At 69.2% G+C, this 17,474-nt stretch carries 18 protein-coding genes; 7 read left to right on the top strand and 11 right to left on the bottom strand.

The window, feature by feature from the left end:
- Window positions 1-35: 35 nt before the first annotated feature.
- Both ACZ3HL_RS27320 and ACZ3HL_RS27315 read right to left on the bottom strand, forming a co-directional pair.
- Window positions 36-785 carry a hypothetical protein gene (locus ACZ3HL_RS27320; RefSeq protein WP_465534565.1) on the bottom strand — a complete coding sequence of 250 codons (750 nt, stop codon included), beginning with the start codon at window positions 783-785 and terminating at the stop codon, window positions 36-38.
- Window positions 782-991, bottom strand: coding sequence for a hypothetical protein (locus tag ACZ3HL_RS27315; protein WP_465422014.1), 210 nt, complete (start codon window positions 989-991; stop codon window positions 782-784). Before ACZ3HL_RS27315 ends, ACZ3HL_RS27320 begins: the two co-directional genes overlap by 4 nt.
- Window positions 992-1,106: 115 nt before the next feature.
- Here ACZ3HL_RS27315 and ACZ3HL_RS27310 point away from each other — a divergent pair, with 115 nt between their 5' ends.
- Window positions 1,107-2,711 (top strand): sensor histidine kinase, encoded by a 1,605-nt coding sequence (locus ACZ3HL_RS27310; protein ID WP_465534597.1) that lies wholly within the window; start codon window positions 1,107-1,109, stop codon window positions 2,709-2,711.
- Entirely contained in the window at window positions 2,686-3,360 is a 675-nt protein-coding gene (locus ACZ3HL_RS27305) for a response regulator transcription factor (protein ID WP_465422011.1), read from the top strand. Before ACZ3HL_RS27310 ends, ACZ3HL_RS27305 begins: the two co-directional genes overlap by 26 nt.
- On the opposite strand, the gene ACZ3HL_RS27300 is transcribed toward ACZ3HL_RS27305, so the two are convergent.
- Complete coding sequence (locus ACZ3HL_RS27300; RefSeq protein WP_465534564.1) at window positions 3,305-4,426, bottom strand: FAD-dependent monooxygenase; 1,122 nt, start codon at window positions 4,424-4,426, stop codon at window positions 3,305-3,307. The two genes, ACZ3HL_RS27305 and ACZ3HL_RS27300, sit on opposite strands and share 56 nt — an antisense overlap.
- A 43-nt stretch (window positions 4,427-4,469) precedes the next feature.
- Between ACZ3HL_RS27300 and ACZ3HL_RS27295 the strand changes: the two genes are divergently transcribed.
- A complete protein-coding gene (locus tag ACZ3HL_RS27295) occupies window positions 4,470-5,015 on the top strand; it encodes a TetR/AcrR family transcriptional regulator (RefSeq protein WP_465534563.1) in 546 nt (181 codons plus the stop codon).
- Between the two features lie 359 nt (window positions 5,016-5,374).
- Here ACZ3HL_RS27295 and ACZ3HL_RS27290 read toward each other — a convergent pair whose 3' ends face one another.
- From ACZ3HL_RS27290 to ACZ3HL_RS27280, 3 genes are read right to left on the bottom strand one after another with little or no spacing between them, the layout of a single operon-like run.
- The gene (locus tag ACZ3HL_RS27290; protein WP_465534562.1) at window positions 5,375-6,121 is read right to left on the bottom strand and encodes an ABC transporter permease; all 747 of its coding nucleotides are present in this window, start codon (window positions 6,119-6,121) and stop codon (window positions 5,375-5,377) included.
- Window positions 6,118-7,152 carry an alpha/beta hydrolase family protein gene (locus ACZ3HL_RS27285; protein ID WP_465534561.1) on the bottom strand — a complete coding sequence of 345 codons (1,035 nt, stop codon included), beginning with the start codon at window positions 7,150-7,152 and terminating at the stop codon, window positions 6,118-6,120. The genes ACZ3HL_RS27290 and ACZ3HL_RS27285 overlap by 4 nt, the downstream gene beginning before the upstream one ends.
- Window positions 7,149-8,066 carry an ABC transporter ATP-binding protein gene (locus ACZ3HL_RS27280; protein WP_465534560.1) on the bottom strand — a complete coding sequence of 306 codons (918 nt, stop codon included), beginning with the start codon at window positions 8,064-8,066 and terminating at the stop codon, window positions 7,149-7,151. The genes ACZ3HL_RS27285 and ACZ3HL_RS27280 overlap by 4 nt, the downstream gene beginning before the upstream one ends.
- Window positions 8,067-8,201: 135 nt before the next feature.
- On the opposite strand from ACZ3HL_RS27280, the gene ACZ3HL_RS27275 reads away from it, so the two are divergent.
- Entirely contained in the window at window positions 8,202-8,990 is a 789-nt protein-coding gene (locus ACZ3HL_RS27275) for an ion transporter (protein WP_465534559.1), read from the top strand.
- On the opposite strand, the gene hrpB is transcribed toward ACZ3HL_RS27275, so the two are convergent.
- Both hrpB and ACZ3HL_RS27265 read right to left on the bottom strand, forming a co-directional pair.
- The gene (gene hrpB, locus ACZ3HL_RS27270) at window positions 8,975-11,368 is read right to left on the bottom strand and encodes an ATP-dependent helicase HrpB (RefSeq protein ID WP_465534558.1); all 2,394 of its coding nucleotides are present in this window, start codon (window positions 11,366-11,368) and stop codon (window positions 8,975-8,977) included. The two genes, ACZ3HL_RS27275 and hrpB, sit on opposite strands and share 16 nt — an antisense overlap.
- A complete protein-coding gene (locus ACZ3HL_RS27265; RefSeq protein WP_465421994.1) occupies window positions 11,365-12,192 on the bottom strand; it encodes a glutamate ABC transporter substrate-binding protein in 828 nt (275 codons plus the stop codon). The genes hrpB and ACZ3HL_RS27265 overlap by 4 nt, the downstream gene beginning before the upstream one ends.
- Before the next feature lie 91 nt (window positions 12,193-12,283).
- Here ACZ3HL_RS27265 and ACZ3HL_RS27260 point away from each other — a divergent pair, with 91 nt between their 5' ends.
- Together ACZ3HL_RS27260 and ACZ3HL_RS27255 are read left to right on the top strand one after the other, a co-directional pair.
- Window positions 12,284-12,772: a MauE/DoxX family redox-associated membrane protein gene (locus tag ACZ3HL_RS27260; RefSeq protein WP_465422063.1), complete on the top strand. Its 489-nt coding sequence runs from the start codon at window positions 12,284-12,286 to the stop codon at window positions 12,770-12,772.
- A 2-nt stretch (window positions 12,773-12,774) separates the two neighbouring features.
- Window positions 12,775-13,569, top strand: coding sequence for a DsbA family protein (locus tag ACZ3HL_RS27255; protein WP_465534557.1), 795 nt, complete (start codon window positions 12,775-12,777; stop codon window positions 13,567-13,569).
- Window positions 13,570-13,846: 277 nt separating this feature from the next.
- Here the strand turns inward: ACZ3HL_RS27255 and ACZ3HL_RS27250 are convergent, their stop codons facing one another.
- A complete protein-coding gene (locus tag ACZ3HL_RS27250) occupies window positions 13,847-14,731 on the bottom strand; it encodes a LysR family transcriptional regulator (RefSeq protein WP_465534556.1) in 885 nt (294 codons plus the stop codon).
- A 125-nt stretch (window positions 14,732-14,856) separates the two neighbouring features.
- Here ACZ3HL_RS27250 and ACZ3HL_RS27245 point away from each other — a divergent pair, with 125 nt between their 5' ends.
- A complete protein-coding gene (locus ACZ3HL_RS27245; protein ID WP_465534555.1) occupies window positions 14,857-15,672 on the top strand; it encodes a ThuA domain-containing protein in 816 nt (271 codons plus the stop codon).
- Window positions 15,673-15,744: 72 nt separating this feature from the next.
- Here the strand turns inward: ACZ3HL_RS27245 and ACZ3HL_RS27240 are convergent, their stop codons facing one another.
- Together ACZ3HL_RS27240 and ACZ3HL_RS27235 are read right to left on the bottom strand one after the other, a co-directional pair.
- Window positions 15,745-16,452 (bottom strand): RraA family protein, encoded by a 708-nt coding sequence (locus ACZ3HL_RS27240; protein WP_465534554.1) that lies wholly within the window; start codon window positions 16,450-16,452, stop codon window positions 15,745-15,747.
- A gap of 9 nt (window positions 16,453-16,461) precedes the next feature.
- Window positions 16,462-17,454 (bottom strand): hypothetical protein, encoded by a 993-nt coding sequence (locus tag ACZ3HL_RS27235; RefSeq protein ID WP_465534553.1) that lies wholly within the window; start codon window positions 17,452-17,454, stop codon window positions 16,462-16,464.
- Window positions 17,455-17,474: the final 20 nt, after the last annotated feature.

Below are 17,474 nucleotides of genomic sequence, written 5' to 3'. Positions count from 1 at the left end.
GCATCACCCCGGCGTGGAGCGTACTGAGAAGCGCGCTACCGGAGGGTCTCTTCGACGCGGATCCGCAGGGCGGGCGGGAGTTCGCCGAGCAGGTGGGACCACTGCTCGACCCGTTTTTCGCTCAGGTGGCTGAGCAGGTCGAGCACCGGTGCCCACAGCTCCTCATCGGCGGCCGCGACCTGGAGGAGGCCGCGGAACCGGGGCTCGGAGAGCAGCCCGAGGACGTGATCGATCCGGCTCTTGTCGTCGAGGACGAACGCGATCCGGATCAGCGCGTCGTCGCCGATGACGGCCAGCGCCCTGCGCACCGTCGGATCGGGAAGGTGGCCGACGAACCGGCCGACGGTGATCCAGTCCTCGCGGCGTACCAGCTCGCCTGCGACCGCGACGACGGTTTCGAGCGGGATCCTGGCGATGATCGCGCTCGCCCGGCGCGGGTCCAGTTCGGCCGCGACGTCGGCCAGGAAGGGCGGCTTCAGCCGCTTCGCGACGTCGACGCCTCGGGAGACGTCCACCAGCCCGGCGATCCGCGCGCACAGAAGCGGGCCGAAGACCTTCTCGGCGATCTTCGCGAGGACCGGGCTCGGGACGAGCTTGCTCGCCATCGCCATCCGCTCGAGGGCGGCGAGGTTGGCGTCGAACAGCGTGTCCGTGACCTGTTCGCGGAACGCCTGGAGTTCGGCGGCGTCCACGCGCTCCAGGTACGAAAGCCGCTCCGGGGGCGTGCCGAGGACACGGGCGAGTTTGAGGATCTCCGCCTGCGCGGCGAAGTTTTCGGTGGTCACAGGCCCACCACCTTGCGTACGGCGCCGCGCAGAAGCGCGGGTACGTACTTCAGGCCCTCTTCGCCCGCTTCGGCCAATGCCTTGGCCTGGCGGTGGCGCGCGTCGCGCAGCGCGTCGGAGAGGTCTTGCTTCTCGTTGTCGGCCAGCGCTTCGATGCCTGCCGGGACAGGACCGCCTAGCTGACCGGAGAGTGTGCGCTCGGCCATGGTCGATCATCATGCCTCATCGGCGGGGGGAAGCAGGGGACCTTTACTTTCGTCCATGGCGGACCGCTCGTCACGGCTTGTAGCGTCCTGTCGTGTGAAGGATCCTGAGGAACCCGTGCGGCGCGGGCGGCGGCTGGTCATGGACGTCGCGCTGTGGCTCGGGCTCTGCGGCTGGGTGGTCATCGACGCCGGATCCAGCACGAGGCACTGGGAGCTGCTCTTCGGGCTCACCACGACCACGGCCGCGATCGCGGTGTCGCGCCGGTACCCGCTGGTCTCGCTCGGCATCGCGATGATCGCCGGTTTCGTCGTCATGGGCAGCTTCGGCGGCCGGGTGCCGATCTGGGAAGGCTTCGTCCTCGTCGCGGTGGGTTACCTCGCCGGCTACCGGCGGCCGGTCGCGAAACCGATGCTGCGCCTGTTCGCCGTCGTTTCCGTGATCGCGGTCCCCGTGGCGCTGGTGTGGAGCAAGGACGGGTTCGCGTCGTGGGGTGCGCTGGTCGGTGTCCTGGTCTTCGCGGGGGTGACGCCCTGGCTGCTGGGCAGGTACGTCCGGCAGCGCGAGGACATGGCACGTGATGGCTGGCGGCGCGCCGAGGAGATGGAGAGCCGTCAGCGGCTCGTCGCCGACCGCGCGCGGCTGCGCGAGCGGACGAGGATCGCCAGCGACATGCACGACTCGCTGGGTCACGAGCTCAGCCTGATCGCGGTGCGCGCGGCGGCGCTGGAGGTCGCGGGCGGGCTCGACGAGCAACAGCGGCAGGCGGCGGGCGAGTTGCGGCAGAGCGCCGCGACGGCGACCGAACGGCTGCGCGAGATCATCGGGGTCCTGCGCGAGGACGACGCGCCGACCGAGCCGGTGCACGAGAGCATCGACGAACTGCTCGACCGCACCAGGGCGTCGGGCGTGCTGATCGAGTCCTCTGTGGACGCACCGCTCGACGGCGAACCGCAGATGGTCGACCGGGCCGCGTATCGCGTGGTCCAGGAATCGGTCACGAACGTGGTGAAACACGCGCCGGGTGCGGCGGTCACCGTCCGGGTCGTGCGATCGGCGGGGCGGACGGACGTCGTGGTCACCAACACCGCGCCGCCCGCGGGACCGTTGCCGGGCCGGGCTTCGGGCAGGCGCGGGCTGATCGGCCTGCGCGAGCGGGTCCGGTTGGTCGGCGGGACCCTGCGGGCCGGTCCGCACGACGGCGGATTCGAGGTCGGCGCGACCCTGCCGCACGACGCCGCGCCGTCGGAGGAATCGCCGGAGAGCCAGGCGGCGATGGACGCCGAGGTGGGGCAGTCGACGTCGGCAAGGGAGCTCGAGCGCGCGCGCCGGGACGTGCGGCGCAGCCTGATCCAGGCGATCGTCGTGCCGATCGGGTTGTTCGGCCTGGTGGTCGGGATCAGCGGTGCGGTGTTCCTCGTCCAGTGGTACCGCTCCGAACTCGACGGCGGCGACTACGACCGCATCCGGATCGGACAGACGCGCGCGGAGATCGCGTCCCTCCTGCCCGACGGTCAGCGGATCGCGCGGCCGCGCGCGGTGGAACCGCCGGTACCCGGCGGAGCGACCTGCGAGTACTACGGCACCGAGCGCAGCGTGTTCAACTTGAACTACGAGGCCTACCGGCTGTGCTTCGCCGAGGGGAGACTCGTGGCGAAGGACCTGATCAGTGAAGACGAGCAAAGGGGGGACCCGGATGATCCGGGTGGTGCTGGCCGATGACGAGGCGATGATCCGCGCCGGCGTCTCGGCGATCCTGGCCGCGGACGCCGGCATCGAGGTGGTCGCGGAAGCCGAGGACGGTCGCGCCGCCGTCGAGCAGGCCCGCGCGACCAGGCCGGACGTCGTGCTCCTCGACATCCGGATGCCGGTCATGGACGGGCTCAAGGCGGCCGAGGAGATCCGCCGGTTGCTGCCCGAGGTGGGCGTGATCATGCTGACCACGTTCGGCGAGGACGCCTACATCGAACGCGCGCTCGGCCTCGGCGCGAGCGGTTTCCTGCTGAAATCCGGTGACCCCCGCGAACTGCTCGGCGGGATCCACGCGGTCGCGGGTGGCGCGGCGTTCCTTTCGCCGAAGGTCGCGCAGCGCGTCATCGCCCGCTTCTCCGGCAATCAGGTCTCCCGCGCCGAAGAGGCGAAGGCGCTGATCGGCAAACTGACCCCGCGTGAGCAGGAAGTGCTGGCGCTGCTCGGTTCCGGACTGTCCAATGCGGACATCGCCGCGAAGCTGTTCGTGGTCGAGGGCACGGTGAAGGCCTATGTCAGCACGATCCTGAACCGGCTCGGCGCGCGGAACCGGGTGCAGGCCGCGATCACCGCGTACGAGGCGGGGCTGGTCGGCGGGGGACAGGCGGGGTCCAGCCGCTGACGCCGGCGCCGATACGGGCGGTGAGCGCGCCGGGAAGCAGCCGGAACACGCCGTTGCGGACGGCCACGGCGAGCGGGTTACGCAGCTGCGGCCCGGCTTTTCCCGCCTGGACCGACGCTTTCACGACACTCTGGCTGCGCGGGCGGCGCTGCTCGTCGTAACTCTTCAGCGCCGCGTCGACGTCTTCGGTGGTACTGAGCGCGGCGGCGAGGACGACGGCGTCTTCGATCGCCTGGCAGCCACCCTGGCCGAGGAACGGCGGCATCGCGTGGGCCGCGTCGCCGAGGAGCGCGACGCGGCCTCTGACGTAGGTGGGCAGGGGAGTGCCGAGCAGGTAGAGATCGTGGTGGAGCAGCGTCTCGGGCGTCGTCGCGTCGATGAGCTCGGGAATCGGTTCGTGCCAGCCGCCGAAGCGGTTTCGCAGATACGATTTCGGGTCCTCGTGCCGGACGCCCGGTTCGGCGACGTAACTCGCCCACCAGTAGACGCGGCCGTCGTGCAGCGGGATGACACCGATCTCGGCTCCGTCGTCCCAGCTCGTGCTGAGCTCTGCCGGGCGAGGGAGGGTGGTCACCGCGCGGAAGGCCGTGCTTCCGCTGTACACCGGCTCGGGATGGCGCGGCCAGAGTTCTTTGCGGGCCATGCTGTGGATCCCGTCCGCGGCGACGACGACGTCGGCGTCGAGATCGTCGAGGCTGGTGACTTCCACACCGGTGCGGACGCAGCCGTCGGGGAGGGCGTCGTGGAGCGCGCCGATGAGATCCGCGCGGTGGATGGCGGCGAGCGGGCGGCCGTGGTGACGGCGGAACGCCTCGGCGTCCCAACGGGTGATGCGGCGGCCTTCGCGGTCGTGGAGGCCGCCGGAGGATTGTTCCTTCAGGGTTTTGGGGTGGACGCCCAGTGCTTCGAGTGAGCGCAGGGCGTTCGGCCACAGGGAGATGCCCGCGCCGACGGCGGTGAGCTCCGGCGCCTGTTCGAGGACGGTGACCTCCCAGCCGATGCCGTGCAGCCCGATGGCGGCGCTCAGTCCGCCGATTCCCCCGCCGATCACGATCGCTTTGCGCATGTCGACCTCCTCTACGGCTGTAGAGTACTACTACACTTGTAGAGTGCGAAAGGCGACGATCGGGGACGCGGCCATCGAGGTCATCGCGGCCGAAGGGATGCGGGGGCTGACGCATCGCGCCGTCGACCGGTTCGCCGGGCTGCCGCCGGGTTCGACCTCGTACTACGCGCGGACGCGGGCGGCGCTGCTGGAGCTGGCGATCTCGCGGATGGTCGAACTCGACGAGGTCACCCTCGATCCGCCACCCGGACGGCTGGCCGAGTACGTGGCGGGCTTCGCCCACGCGGCGATCACGACCGGGCGGACGCGGATGCTCGCGCGGTACGAATTCGCGCTGGAGGCGACGCGGCGGCCGGAACTGCGGGAGGCCTACGACCGGGGTGGGCTGGTCATCCGGCGGCGGTGCGCGGAGGTGCTCGCCGCGTGCGGATCGGCGGAGCCGGAGCGGCACGCGCGGGTGCTCGTCGCTTGGCTGGAAGGGACGGTCTTCGACGCGCTGGCCGGGACTGGCTCGCTGCGGCCGCCGGGGCTGGAGGAGCTGACGCGAGGGGCGGGGGAGGTTTTGGCTGGGCTCGGGGTGGCGGGGTAGCAAGGGACCTTTGCTACCGCTTGAGGCTCTGACCTGCGGAAAGAGAGCAAGGGACCTTTGCTACCGCCTGAGGGTGTGTGGAAATAGAGACGTTGAGTGTCCCTATTTCCACACACCCTGCACGCCGTGTAGTGACTGTGTGGATTTTGGTGCGTTGGGTGACCCGAAATCCACACGGTCACCTGCGGAAAGGGAGCAAGGGACCTTTGCTACCGCTCTCTCAATGTTGAGACAACCGCGCCGCCCGCGGCCCAGACGGGGATGTCCCGAAAGCCACTTTCGGGACATCTGACGTCCTGAAAGTGGCTTTCGCGACGTGCCTGGGCGCCCAAGCGGTAGCAAAGGTCCCTTGCTCCCCCTCAGGCGTCCCGGCGCCTGAGCACAGTGGAACCGGTGACCAGACCAGCCGCCGCCCAAGCAGCACAGAGCGCGACGCCGACCCAGGGCGCGTAGGGCGCGACACCGCCGAAGATCGGGTTCGGCTGCCCCGGCGTGACCATCGCGTTGACGCCCGCGAAGCCCGGGAAGTAGTTCACGAGGTCCTCCCCGCCCAGCGAACCGGCGAACATGGGGATCATCACCAGCAGCACGAACATGGTCACGATCGTCCCCGCCGTCGAGCGCAGCGCCGTCCCCAGACCGAGGCAGAGCAGGCCCAGCAGCGCGAAGTAGGCGCCCATCCCCGCCGCGGTGGCGAGGACGTCACCCACCGAAGAGTCCCGGTCGGTGATCAGCGGTGCCGAGATCGCCACGCCGGCGAGGGTGTTCAGGACGCCGTAGCCGAACAGCGCCGGCAGCAGGACGGCCGATTTCGCGGCGAGGACGCGGTTTCGCACGGGGATCCACTGCAGGGTCGAGCGGATGCTGCCACTGGCGTACTCGCTCGTGATGAACAGCGTCGCCAGCGCGACCACGGCGAACTGCGTGAGGTAGAACGCCGCCCCGGCCACGACGGCGTGCGGCGCAACCTGCCGTTCGGTGCCCGTGTGCGACATCAGGCCCAGCGCGCCCGAATAGGCGAGCATCAGGGCGAGCCCGCTGATCAGGCACCACCAGGTCGACCGGACCGACCAGAACTTGGTCCATTCCGAAGAGATCGCGTTCATCGTGCGCTCCACTGCTTGAAGAAGCCGGTCAGTTCGTCACGGAAGAACTTCAGCGCCTCCCGTGAGCCGATCGAGCCGTACTGGTTTTCGATCTCGTTCGGCGGGAGCTGCGGCCGCAGCCCTAGTTGGTCGATCAGGATCGCCGCGTCGGTCACCGACGAATGGCCACTGTTCTCGACCAGGTCCTGCCTCTTCGGGCCGGTGAGCCGCGGCCAGGTCTCGTCCCAGGACGCGCGAAAGTACTTCTCGCCGGTCGGGCTGGTCAGCAGCAGGAACGGCCGGCCGAGCGAGACGTTGCCGTAGAACGGGCCGTCGACGTTCACGCCCGCCTTGATCCGCCGGTCGGCGACCATCGCGGCGGCGGTCGCCGAACCGCCGGCGGAGTGCCCGGCCATCCCGATCTTCGTCGCGTCGATCGACCACCGACGGTCCTTCAGCAGCGTGTCGACGACGAACGTCGTGTCGATCGCGCGGTTCGCGATCGCGGCGGGCCACGGCTCACCGGGGAGTCCACAAGCGACACACTGGCGCAGCCCGTCGGGGAACTCCGTCGCCCAGGCTTCGTAGGCGTGGTCGATCCCGGCGACCACGAAGCCTTGCGAGGCAAGGTGTTCGGCCACCGAGGTCAGGGTGATCCGGTTGTTGCCCGCGCCCGGCGAAAGCACCACCAGCGGACGCCGTCCCGGCAGCGAGGGCGCGTTCTCGCGCGAGTGGACCCGCACCTTGCTCAGGGCGTCCGGAGGCAGGTCGAGTTTCCGTCCGGCGATCGCCGCCGCCGACTCGGCCTCGGACATGTACAGCGGCGCGCGCCCGATCGGCACGGCCGGGTACCACACGTTGACCATCAGTTCGCGGCGCTTTTCGGGCATCCACGGGTCGGCTCGCTGCTGATCGGTGAGATGCAGCGTGCGCAACCCGATCGGGAGCGGGCCGCCCGGCGCGGGCAGCGACAGTTGCGGTGCCGCCGACGCGGCCGCCGGCACCCCCAGCAGGCCGGCGATCACCGCCACCAGGACCATGAGTGACTTCACGCCGCGACTCCCGTTCCGTATTCGACCGACGACGCGGTCAGTTCCATGTACGCCTGTTCCAGTGACGCGGTCCGTTCGGCCAGTCCGTGCACCCGGATCCCGAGTTCGTGCACCGCGTCGCCGACGAGGTGGACGGGCAGGTCGTGCACGACCAGTTCGTCCTGGTCGGATTCCGTGGTCGCGCCGAGTGCGCGAAGGCGCTGTTCGAGGACACGCAGGTCGGCGGGCGAGGGCACCCGCACCACGACCGACGTCCGCGAATTGCCCGCGATGAATTCGTCGACCGGCGCGTCCGCGAGCAGTTTTCCCTTGCCGATGACGACCAGCCGGTCCGCGGTCAGCTGCATTTCGCTCATCAGGTGGCTCGACACGAACACCGTGCGGCCCTCCTCCGCGAGGAGGCGCATCAGCTGCCGCACCCAGCGGACGCCGTCGGGATCGAGGCCGTTCACCGGCTCGTCGAACATCAGCACACCCGGGTCACCCAGCAGTGCGCCGGCGATCCCGAGGCGTTGCCCCATTCCGAGGGAAAACGTCCCGGCGCGTTTGCCCGCGACGTCGGTGAGGCCCACCGTCGCGAGCACTTCGTCCACCCGGCTCGCCGGGATCCCGTTGCTGCGCGCCATCGCCAGGAGATGCTTGCCCGCGCTCCGGCCGGGATGCAGCGCCTTGGCCTCCAGCAGCGCGCCGACCTCGCGCAGCGGGAACCGCAGGTCCTCGTACCTCTTGCCGTCGATGCGGACCTCGCCCGCGCTCGGCGCGTCGAGGCCGAGCGTCATCCGCATGGTCGTCGACTTGCCCGCGCCGTTGGGACCGAGGAAACCGGTCACCTTGCCCGGCTCGACGGCGAAGGTCAGCCCGTCGACGACCGTCTTCTCGCCATAGCGCTTCGTGAGTCCTCGAAGCGTGATCATCCGCGTCCTCCTTCGTGTCCCTGAATCCTCCGGCGCGAGGGCAGCCGAGGGCATTGCCCCGAAGTCATCGGCCACCCCTTACTTTCGGCAGGTGCCGCTCGGCACGAGTCGCCGCGGAAAGGCACAATCGGCGCCATGACCACCCGCGAACAACGGCGTGTGAATCCGCTCGACCTGGTGATGCTCGCCCTCGCCGTGTTCTCCGTCGGGCTGCTCGCCTACGTGACGTTCTTCCCTCATTCGGCGGAGACGGCGCATCGTGTCTTCGTCATCGACACGACGGTGTGCGGGATCTTCGCGCTGGAATTCCTCTGGCGGTGGCGGCGCTGCGGCTGGGAGAAGTGGTTCCCGCTGCGCAACTGGTACGAGATCCTCGGCATGATCCCCATCGCGCATCCGGCGCTGCGCGGGTTCCGGCTGCTGCGGATCGTCGTGGTGCTCGTCCGGCTCGCGCGCACCGCGGACCGCGCGTTCGGGGAGCGGTTCACGCAACGGCTGGTCGAACGGCTTTCCCGGCCGATCGTGCTCGCGATCAAGAAGCCGATCACGATCGCGGTGCTCGACGAGGTCGTGAAGGTGCTGGAAACCGGGAACTATCCGCAGAACCTCGCGCGCTCACTCGGGGAGAACCAGACGTTGCTGCGGGGGATCATCGCGGAGAAGCTCAAGAACGATCCGCAGGCCGGGAGGCTTTCGAAACTGCCGTTCCACGACGAGGTGGTGCGTTCGGTGATCGACACCGCGATGCGCGTGATCCTCGAAGTGCTGACCGACCCGCGGATCGACGAGTTCTTCGCACATGTGGTGCGGGAGAACCGGGAGCAGATCCGCAGCGCGGTGCAGCTGGGGTTGAACGAGCGCGAGGACGACGAGGAGCTGGCGGCGCGGTTGCCGACCACGCCTCAGCATCAGCTGATGGACTGACCTCGTGAGGTGCGCCGGGTGGGAGGGGCTTTCAGCGGGTCCTCGGGCCACGGATGCTTCGGGTAGCGCCCGCGAAGATCGGCACGCACGGCCGCGTAACCATTGCGCCAGAACGATTCCAGATCGGCGGTGACCGCGGCGGGCCGTCCCGCCGGGGAGAGCAGATGGAGCACGACGGGGACTCCCGCCAGCTCCGGCGTCGCGAGCCAGCCGAACGTCTCTTGCAATTTGACGGCGAGTACCGGCTGTTCACCCGAAAAATCGACCCTGATCCGCGAACCCGACGGCACTTCCAGCCGGTCCGGCGCCAGCTCGTCCAAACGTGACGCCTCCGGCCAGGGCAGCAGTCCGCGCAGCGCGGCGCCCGCGTCCAGTGCGGCCAGTTCCGATCGGCGGCGAGCGGAACCGAGATCGAGCCAAGTGTCCAGAGTGGACAGTAATGCGGTGTCGGAGACGTCAGGCCAAGGCGAACCCGTCACTCGGTGCAGAAAGGACAGTCGTTCGCGCAGCCGCTTGCCGTCCTCGGTCCAGCGCAGCAGGCCGAGCCCTTCGGTGCGCAACCCGTCCAGCAGGGCGGCGCGGATCGCGTCCGGTGCGGGCGAGCGCAAAGGCTTCTCCGAGAGCGTGATCGCGCCGAGTCGTCGCACCGACCGTGCCACGACGTCGCCCGAAGCCCAGTGCACTTCGTCCACTGAGGACACCAGATTCGGCGCGGCCCGCACGGCGAGGTCTTCGTCCGCGGGCGCGGCGAGCCGGATGATGCCCTGCGCGCGGCCGGGATCGCGGGTCGCTTCGGCCACCGCCAGCCATTCGACGTCGGCAAGCCCGCTTCCACGCGGAAGTTCGGCGGCCGTACCACCGGCCATCAGGTAAACCGGTGTCCCCGCGGAACGCCGTCGCGCGAGCCGCTCAGGATGCGCCAGCGCCACCACCAGTGCCGGATCAGAGGCATTGCCACCGTCGGGAACCAGCCGGGTAAGCCTTCGCACGTCGCGTTTCCAGCGCTCGTCACCGCGAACTCGCCGCAGCTCGGCTTCGAGGTCGGTCAGCGTGCCACCGCTGTCCAGCAGTGCGACGACCTCGGCCGCCGAACGCGCGTTGGTCCGCGCCGCGCCGTCCAGCAACGCCCTCGCCAGCCGCGGATGCAGGCCCAGCCCGGCCATCTTCCGGCCGCGTTCGGTCACCGTGCCGTCTTCCGCGGTCGCTCCGAGCGTGGTCAGCAACGCGCGCCCGGCGGCCAGCGCGCCCTCGCCGGGTGGATCCCACCAGGCGAGGCCGGAACCGTCCGGTGTGGACCAGCACGCGAGCTCCAGCGCGAACCGCGCCAGCTCGGCCGTCCGGATCTCGGGCTCGGGGTACGCGGGCAGGGAGCCCTGTTCGTGCGCCGCCCAGCACCGGTACGCGCGGCCAGGTGCCTCACGCCCGGCCCGGCCGGCGCGCTGTTCCGCGACCGCGGCCGATACGCGGACCGTCGCCAGCCCCGGCAGGCCGCGCCGGTGATCGACACGAGGCACGCGGGACAAGCCACAGTCCACGACCGCGCGCACGCCCGGCACGGTCAAACTCGACTCGGCGACCGACGTCGAGAGCACCACGCGGCGGCGGGCGCGCGGGCGCAGCGCGTCGTCCTGGTGTGCCGCCGACAGCCGCCCGTGCAAGGGCAGCACGTCGGTGTCTAGGCCGCCGAGCAGGCCGCTCACCCTGGCGATCTCTCCCGCCCCGGGCAGGAAGGCGAGCACATCACCGTCCCCTTCGGACAGTGCTTTGTGGATCACCCTGGCGACGGCCGCCTCGATCCGCTCGCCGCGCGCCGGCGGGGAGTACGAGACGTCGACCGGATACGTCCTCGCGTGCGCGGTGATCACCGGCGCGTCGCCGAGCAGGGCCGCCAGCCGTCCGGACGCCACGGTGGCGGACGTCGCGAGCAGGCGCAGATCGTCGCGCAGCCCGGCGCGCACGTCCAGCAGGAGCGCGAGCAGCAGATCCGCGTCGAGATGGCGTTCGTGGCATTCGTCGAGCAGGACGGTCGACACTCCGGCGAGTTCGGGATCGCCCTGCACCCGCCGGACCAGCAAGCCCGACGTCACCACTTCGATCCGCGTCGACGAAGACACCTTCCGGTCGCCGCGGACCGAATAGCCGACCGTCTCACCGATCCGTTCCCCCAGCAGGGACGCCATCCGGGCCGCCGCGGCCCGCGCCGCCAGCCGCCTCGGTTCGGCGACGATCACCCGGCCTTCGCCGGTGTCCAGCGCGAGCGGCACCAACGTGGTCTTGCCGGTTCCCGGGGGTGCGACGAGCACCGCGGTGCCGTGGGCGTCGAGCGCGGCTTCGAGTTCGGGCAGGACGGCGCGAACCGGCAGATCGGGAAGGGTCACTTCTCGGTGACCTCGGGCGCGGGCGGGATCCGGTAGCCGGACGGGCCGATGTTGCGGTTCAGCGATTCGAGCCATTCCCCCGACGAGATCATCTTCTGGATCGCCTTGGCCACCGCCGCTCGGCCTTCGGCGTCTTCCTTGCGCAGGCCGACGCCGTACTTCTCCTCCGAGAACGGCTTGCCGACGACGCGCAGCAACTCCGGGTTCTGCGCCACGTAACCGGCGAGGATGACGTCGTCGGTGGTCACCGCGTCCACCTGACCGGCGAGCAGCGCCGTGACGCAATCCTGGTAGCGCGGGTACTCGACGAGCTGGACGGCCTGCGCGAACTTGTCGCGCACCTGTTCGGCGGAAGTGGTGCCGCCCACGGCGCACAGCTTGCGGCCGTTGAGGTTCTCCGGGCCGGTGATGTCGGTCGACCGGAGGCGGACGAGCAGATCCTGGCCCGCGTCGAAATAGGGCCCGGCGAAACCGACGACCTGTTTACGTTTTTCGGTGATGGAGTAGGTCGCCACCATCAGATCCGTGATCCCCGAGGTGATGTCCGTCTCGCGGGACGACGGCCTGCTGTCGTGCCAGGTGATGTGATCCTCGTCGACCCCCAATTCGCTCGCGACGTACTTCGCCACGTCGACGTCGAAGCCGACGTAGCGGCCGTCGACCGTCCGTTTGGAAAGCCCCGGCTGGTCGAAGCGGATGCCGATGGTGAGTTTGTTGGTGGCGACGGCGCGCGCGACGAGAGAATCCGATGGACCGGCCTCTTCGCCGCAGGCCGCCGCTGTGACCAGCATCAAGCAGGCCACCAGCAGGGCGCGTCCCCTCATCGGGTGCCTCCGTCCGCCGCCTCACATTGTTCTCAGGGTCGGCGGTTAGCCTAGGCCCGTGCGTAGACCGCCCCAAGTCGTACTCGACGCCGTGGGCACACTCGCCCGGCTCGGACTGGCCGCCGTCTGGTTGGTTTCCGGAGCGCTGAAGATCAGCGATCCGGGACAGACCTACATCGCGGTCCAGGCTTTCGACGTCCTGCCGGACGGGCTCGTCCGCCCGGTCGCGATCGGGATGCCGCTCGTCGAACTGGCGCTCGGCCTGTTCCTGCTCGCCGGATTCGTGACCCGGTGGGTGTCGGTGCTGTCGGTGCTGCTGCTCGCGGTGCTCATCGCCGCGATCGCCCAATCCTGGGCGCGCGGGCTGAGCATCGATTGTGGCTGCTTCGGCGGTGGCGGTCAGATCGCCGCGGATCAGACGAGGTATCCGCAGGAGATCGCCAGAGACCTCGGGTTCGCGCTACTGGGTGTCTGGCTGATCGTGCGGCCGCGGACCTGGCTGTCCGTGGACGGCTGGCTCGGGAACTCTCAAGCCCCCGCCGACGACGACTATGTGGGTATCGCTGAAGGGAACGAATAATCGTGGGTGGAGCTGAGCGCAACGCTCGGAAACGCAAGCAGCAGCAGACCGCGTCGCGCTCGGTGGCACAGGCCAGGGGCGTCGCGGGCGGCGACAAGAAGAAGGTCGTCGCGATCACCGTCGCGGTGGTCGTGCTCGCCGCGCTGGTGATCGGTGGCGTGATCTGGACGACGTCCAGCAAGGACAGCACCGAGGGCAAGGTGATCGGGGCGCAGCCGACCACCTCGGCGCCCGGTGTCGTCGAGAAGCGCGAGGGGGCGGCCGTGGTCGTCGGCAAGCCCGAGGCGAAGAAGACCATCGACATCTACGCCGACTTCCTCTGCCCGGTCTGCAAGCAGTTCGAAGAGTCGTTCAAGGGGCAGATCGAGGAGCAGGTGAACAACGGGACCCTGCAGGTCCGGTACCACATGCTGCCGATGCTCAACCAGCGCTCCGACCCGCCGGGCTACTCGCTGGACTCCGCCAACGCCTCGCTCGCCGCGGCCGACGCGGGCAAGTTCCTCGCCTTCCACGACGCGCTGTTCAAGGACCAGCCGGAGGAAGGCGGACGCGGGTTCGACAAGGCGCAGCTGATCAAGCTCGGCCAGGACGTCGGCATCACCGACCCGGCCTTCGCGCTCAAGGTCAACAGCGGCGCTTACGAGCAGGAGATCCAGGACGCGTACAAGAAGATCTCGACGGACCCGTCGCTGCAGCAGGACTTCGGCAACGGCCCCGGTTTCGGCACGCCGACCGTGACGGCGAACGGGCAGGTCGTGAAGCTGGAGCAGGACTGGGTGCAGAAGGTCGTCAGCTAGGTTTCTCCCGTGAAGGCCCCCTTCCCTCGGCTGAGCCGAGGGAAGGGGGCCTTCACGCTGTTCGGGGTCGGTGGGGGCGGCCGGGTGGTAGCAAAGGTCCCTTGCTCTCTTTCGGCAGGTCACGGTGTGGGTTTCGGGACATCCGACGTCCCGGAATCCACACGGTCAGGGTGCATCGCTACGCGGAGTGCGGGGTGTGTGGAAATAGGGACACTCAACGTCCCTATTTCCACACCCCCCAGGCGGTAGCAAAGGTCCCTTGCTCCCTTTTCGCAGGTCAGGGGCGCGAAGCGGACGCGACGGTCGCGAGGGCGTGTACGCGAGCCGTCTCCGCGGAGCGCGGCCAGACGAGGCCCCACTCGACGTCGGGTGAGCCGGCGAAGGGCACGAAGCGGATTCGCGGGTGGCTGAAGTACTCCCGCGCGTGCGCGGCGAGCGGGCAGATGCCGGCGCCGGTGGCGATCGCGGCGAGCAGCTCCTGAAAGGTCGCGAAGGGCTTGCCCCGGGACACGAGGTGCCCGGCCGGCGTCAGCCACTGCCGGGGTTCCTCGATCCAGTACGGCTCCGGCGGATGAGCCGCGCGAAGGACGGTGTCGCGGGCGAGGTCGTCGAGGGTCACTGACTTCCGCCGCGCGAACGGGTGTTTCGACGACACCGCGAGCACCATCGGTTCGGTGTACACGACCGGTCCGGTCGTGACATCCGGCTCGTCGGCCGGAAGCAGGGTCACCAGCACGTCGATCTCACCCGACCGAAGCATCGCCATCGGATCGGCGAAATCGGCTTCGCGGATGAGCAGTTCCGTGTCCGGGTAGCGCTGCCGGAACCGGTCCAGGAGGTCTTCGATCAGGTCGGCGACGCCGGGTGCTTCGAAACCCAGCCGCAGCACGCCACCGATCCCGCGTCCGGCCGCGATCGCGCGGTCGATGCCTTCGTGCAGCGCACGGTAGGCGGGGCCGAGGTCGTCCCGCAGCCGTTCACCGATCGGGGTGAGCCGGACCCGCCTGCTGGTGCGGGCGAACAGCGGCGCGCCGATCCGGCGTTCCACCTGCTTGATCGTCTGGCTCACCCGTGCCTGCGAGACGTGCAGGCGTTCCGCGGTGCGGCCGAAATGCAGTTCGTCGGCCAGCGCCAGGAAGATCTCGATGTCCCGCAGTTCCATAATGCCCAGGTTATCGATATGGAGCGGTGCCGGTCAGCGGGAACCGTCTTTTTCGCAGGTCTGGCGCTTTGTCATGTGTTAATTCAAGATATGAACTTACGCACTTTCGGCATGGGTGGTGAGTTATGAGGAGATTCGCGGTCCGGCTCGCTCTGCTGTTCGTTTCCTGTCTCGCACTGGCGTTGGCGCCGGTGACGGCACAGGCGGCCCCCGCGTTCCAGGTGCTGGCCTTCTACAACGGCACCTACGACGCGGCGCACATCAGTTTCGTCAAGGAAGCCAACCAGTGGTTCCCGAAAACCGCTTCACAGAACAACTTCGGCTACACCGCGACCAACGACTGGAACCGGCTGAACTCGCTGCAGCCCTCGCGGTACCAGGTCGTGCTGTTCCTGGACGACCTTCCGCAGACCTCGGCGCAGCGTTCGGGCTTCGAGCGGTACATGAACGCGGGCGGCGCCTTCTTGGGCTTCCATGTGGCGGCGTTCAACACCAATCCGTCCACTTGGGACTGGTATCACAACCGTTTCCTCGGCACGGGCGCGTTCAAGTCCAATACCTGGGGGCCGACGACGGCGACGCTGAAGGTGGAGAACCGGCCGCATCCGTCGACCGCGCGGCTGCCCGCGACCTTCACCTCGTCGGTGAGCGAGTGGTACGCCTGGAACAGGGACCTGCGCGGGAACCCGGACATCCGGATCCTCGCCTCGGTGGATCCGGTGAGTTTCCCGCTCGGGACCGATCCGAACCAGTCCTGGTACAGCGGGTACTACCCGATCCTCTGGACCAACGCCAAGTACAAGATGCTGTACGCCAACTTCGGGCACAACAAGATGAACTACGAGACGAACCAGCCACTTTCGTCGACCTTCGGCAGTGAGGTGCAGAACCGCTTCGTCATCGACGGTCTGCTGTGGCTGGGCGGCTCGAAGACGTCGTAAGCCCGGTGCCGGAGGCCCGGCCGGGGCACGTTTTCCCTGGTCAGGGCCTCCGGTGGTAGCAAAGGTCCCTTGCTACTCCTCGATGGCGCCGCCGACCGCCCGCAGGTGCTGCCGGAACGTCAGCGAAGGCGACTTCGCGCGCTCCGCGAGGAAGTCGGCGAAGCGCACCTGCTCGCGAAGCGACTCTCCGGCACGGATCCGGTCGGCCTGGAGCCGCTCGGTGTCACGGATGCCCTCGGCTCGGTCCAGGACCTCGTCCGCCCGGTCGCCCGGAACGAACAGGACGCCGTCCTCGTCGCCGAACACGAGGTCCTCCCGCGTCACCGTCCACTCGCCGACGACGGCCGACTCGAGCGCGTCGTCCGGGCGGGCGGTGACCGAGAGCGGACCGGTCGGGATCGAGCCGAGACTGAACACCGGCAGCCCGATCTTCTTGATGTCCGCGGTGTCGCGATGCAGTCCCCAGATGACCACGCCGCTCAGCCCGGCCGCCTCGGCTTCGAGCACCGCGAGGTCTCCCACGCAGCTCTCGTCGAGCCTGCCGCCGTTGTCGACGACGAGGACGTCGCCGGGGTTCGCGGTTTCGTACGCCTCCAGGAAGACGTCGACGCTGCCGACGTGCCGTGCGGGGGTGACCCGCCCGGCGACGCGGCCATCGGGCACGACCGCGTGCGTACCGGCGGGCGCGCACCGGACCGGGACGCCGGCGCGGACGCAGCCGTCGGTCAGATGCGCGGTGGTCAGCAGGGAGAACCGCTGCCGAAGCTCCTCGGGATCCATACCCCGACTTTAGGCAGTTTCCGGTAAGTCAGACTTACCGGACGCCGCCTGGCCGCGGCGCCACACCACAGGGATGCCGTCGTTGCCGCCGCCCTCCAGCGTTCCGGCGATCTCGCCGTTGTCGCCCACGACGGTGCCGTACGCGCTGCCCGGGGACGGGAGCGCCGCCACCGGACCGCCCGATGACCACACCGTGGGGGTTCTCGGCGAAACCCACCCCGTGACCAGGCCGGATCCGTTGAGCGCCATCGTGTACATGTTGCCCGGCACCTGCTCGGAGCTGTCGAACGCCGTCCAGAGCCGGTCGCCCAGTTGGGTCGAGGCCAGTACTTTCCCGTTCCGAATCGCGATCCCGCGTGATTCGCGGAGACCCTCCGGAAGAACGAGTTGGCGCAGCACCCCGTCCTTCCAGAGCCAGGTGCCACCGAACTGCTCGTTCAGCAGGATGGTGCCGTCCTGGTCGATGTCGACGGGGGTGAGCAACGGCGGGACGTCCAGCTTCACCGGGTGCTCGCGGTCGCCGGAGGGCCAGAACGCGGCGGTGGAGCCGTAGCGGATGTCGTTGAACACCGTGCCGACGACGTCGCCGCGGTCGTTCGTGCCGAGGGCTTGCGTGCTGTGGTAACCCGGTACCTTCCCCAGAAACCGGAAGCCGCCGTTCTCGAACGCGAAGGCGTGCTTGTTCGGGTAGCGGCTCCCTTCCGAGTAGAAGACGGCGTTGCCGAGGACGGAGCCGGACGCGTTCTCGTCCACCGCTTCGACCGAGGTGTAGCCCGCCGGGATGCCGTGGTCCGCGAAGGTCCCGCCGTCCCAGGTGATCAGCTTTCCGTCGGAGGTCCCCGCGTAGCCCCCGGCGCCGTTCGTGCCTGCCACCCGCGCCGTGCCGCTGCCGCCGGGTGGCAACGGCAGGTAGCTCATCGTCCAGTCGCTCGCCGAGGCGGTGCCCGCTGACAGCAGTCCGGCCACGACGGTCGCGGCCAGGACCATGCTCGTTCGTTTCATCGAATACCCCCTGTGAGTGG

Source organism: Amycolatopsis sp. NPDC000009 (genome assembly GCF_055563465.1).
Note: the sequence above shows the minus strand (reverse complement) of the source record. Positions and strands in the feature narration are given on the sequence as shown.

What these genes read in the sequence shown, in the direction of transcription:
- ACZ3HL_RS27290 (WP_465534562.1), bottom strand. Translation starts at nt 6,121, where the DNA reads ATGAACGCGATCTCTTCGGAATGGACCAAGTTCTGGTCGGTCCGGTCG.
- ACZ3HL_RS27240 (WP_465534554.1), bottom strand. Translation starts at nt 16,452, where the DNA reads ATGGATCCCGAGGAGCTTCGGCAGCGGTTCTCCCTGCTGACCACCGCG.
- ACZ3HL_RS27300 (WP_465534564.1), bottom strand. Translation starts at nt 4,426, where the DNA reads ATGCGCAAAGCGATCGTGATCGGCGGGGGAATCGGCGGACTGAGCGCC.
- ACZ3HL_RS27265 (WP_465421994.1), bottom strand. Translation starts at nt 12,192, where the DNA reads ATGAGGGGACGCGCCCTGCTGGTGGCCTGCTTGATGCTGGTCACAGCG.
- ACZ3HL_RS27250 (WP_465534556.1), bottom strand. Translation starts at nt 14,731, where the DNA reads ATGGAACTGCGGGACATCGAGATCTTCCTGGCGCTGGCCGACGAACTG.
- ACZ3HL_RS27245 (WP_465534555.1), top strand. Translation starts at nt 14,857, where the DNA reads ATGAGGAGATTCGCGGTCCGGCTCGCTCTGCTGTTCGTTTCCTGTCTC.
- ACZ3HL_RS27280 (WP_465534560.1), bottom strand. Translation starts at nt 8,066, where the DNA reads ATGATCACGCTTCGAGGACTCACGAAGCGCTATGGCGAGAAGACGGTC.
- ACZ3HL_RS27275 (WP_465534559.1), top strand. Translation starts at nt 8,202, where the DNA reads ATGACCACCCGCGAACAACGGCGTGTGAATCCGCTCGACCTGGTGATG.
- ACZ3HL_RS27305 (WP_465422011.1), top strand. Translation starts at nt 2,686, where the DNA reads ATGATCCGGGTGGTGCTGGCCGATGACGAGGCGATGATCCGCGCCGGC.
- ACZ3HL_RS27235 (WP_465534553.1), bottom strand. Translation starts at nt 17,454, where the DNA reads ATGAAACGAACGAGCATGGTCCTGGCCGCGACCGTCGTGGCCGGACTG.
- ACZ3HL_RS27315 (WP_465422014.1), bottom strand. Translation starts at nt 991, where the DNA reads ATGGCCGAGCGCACACTCTCCGGTCAGCTAGGCGGTCCTGTCCCGGCA.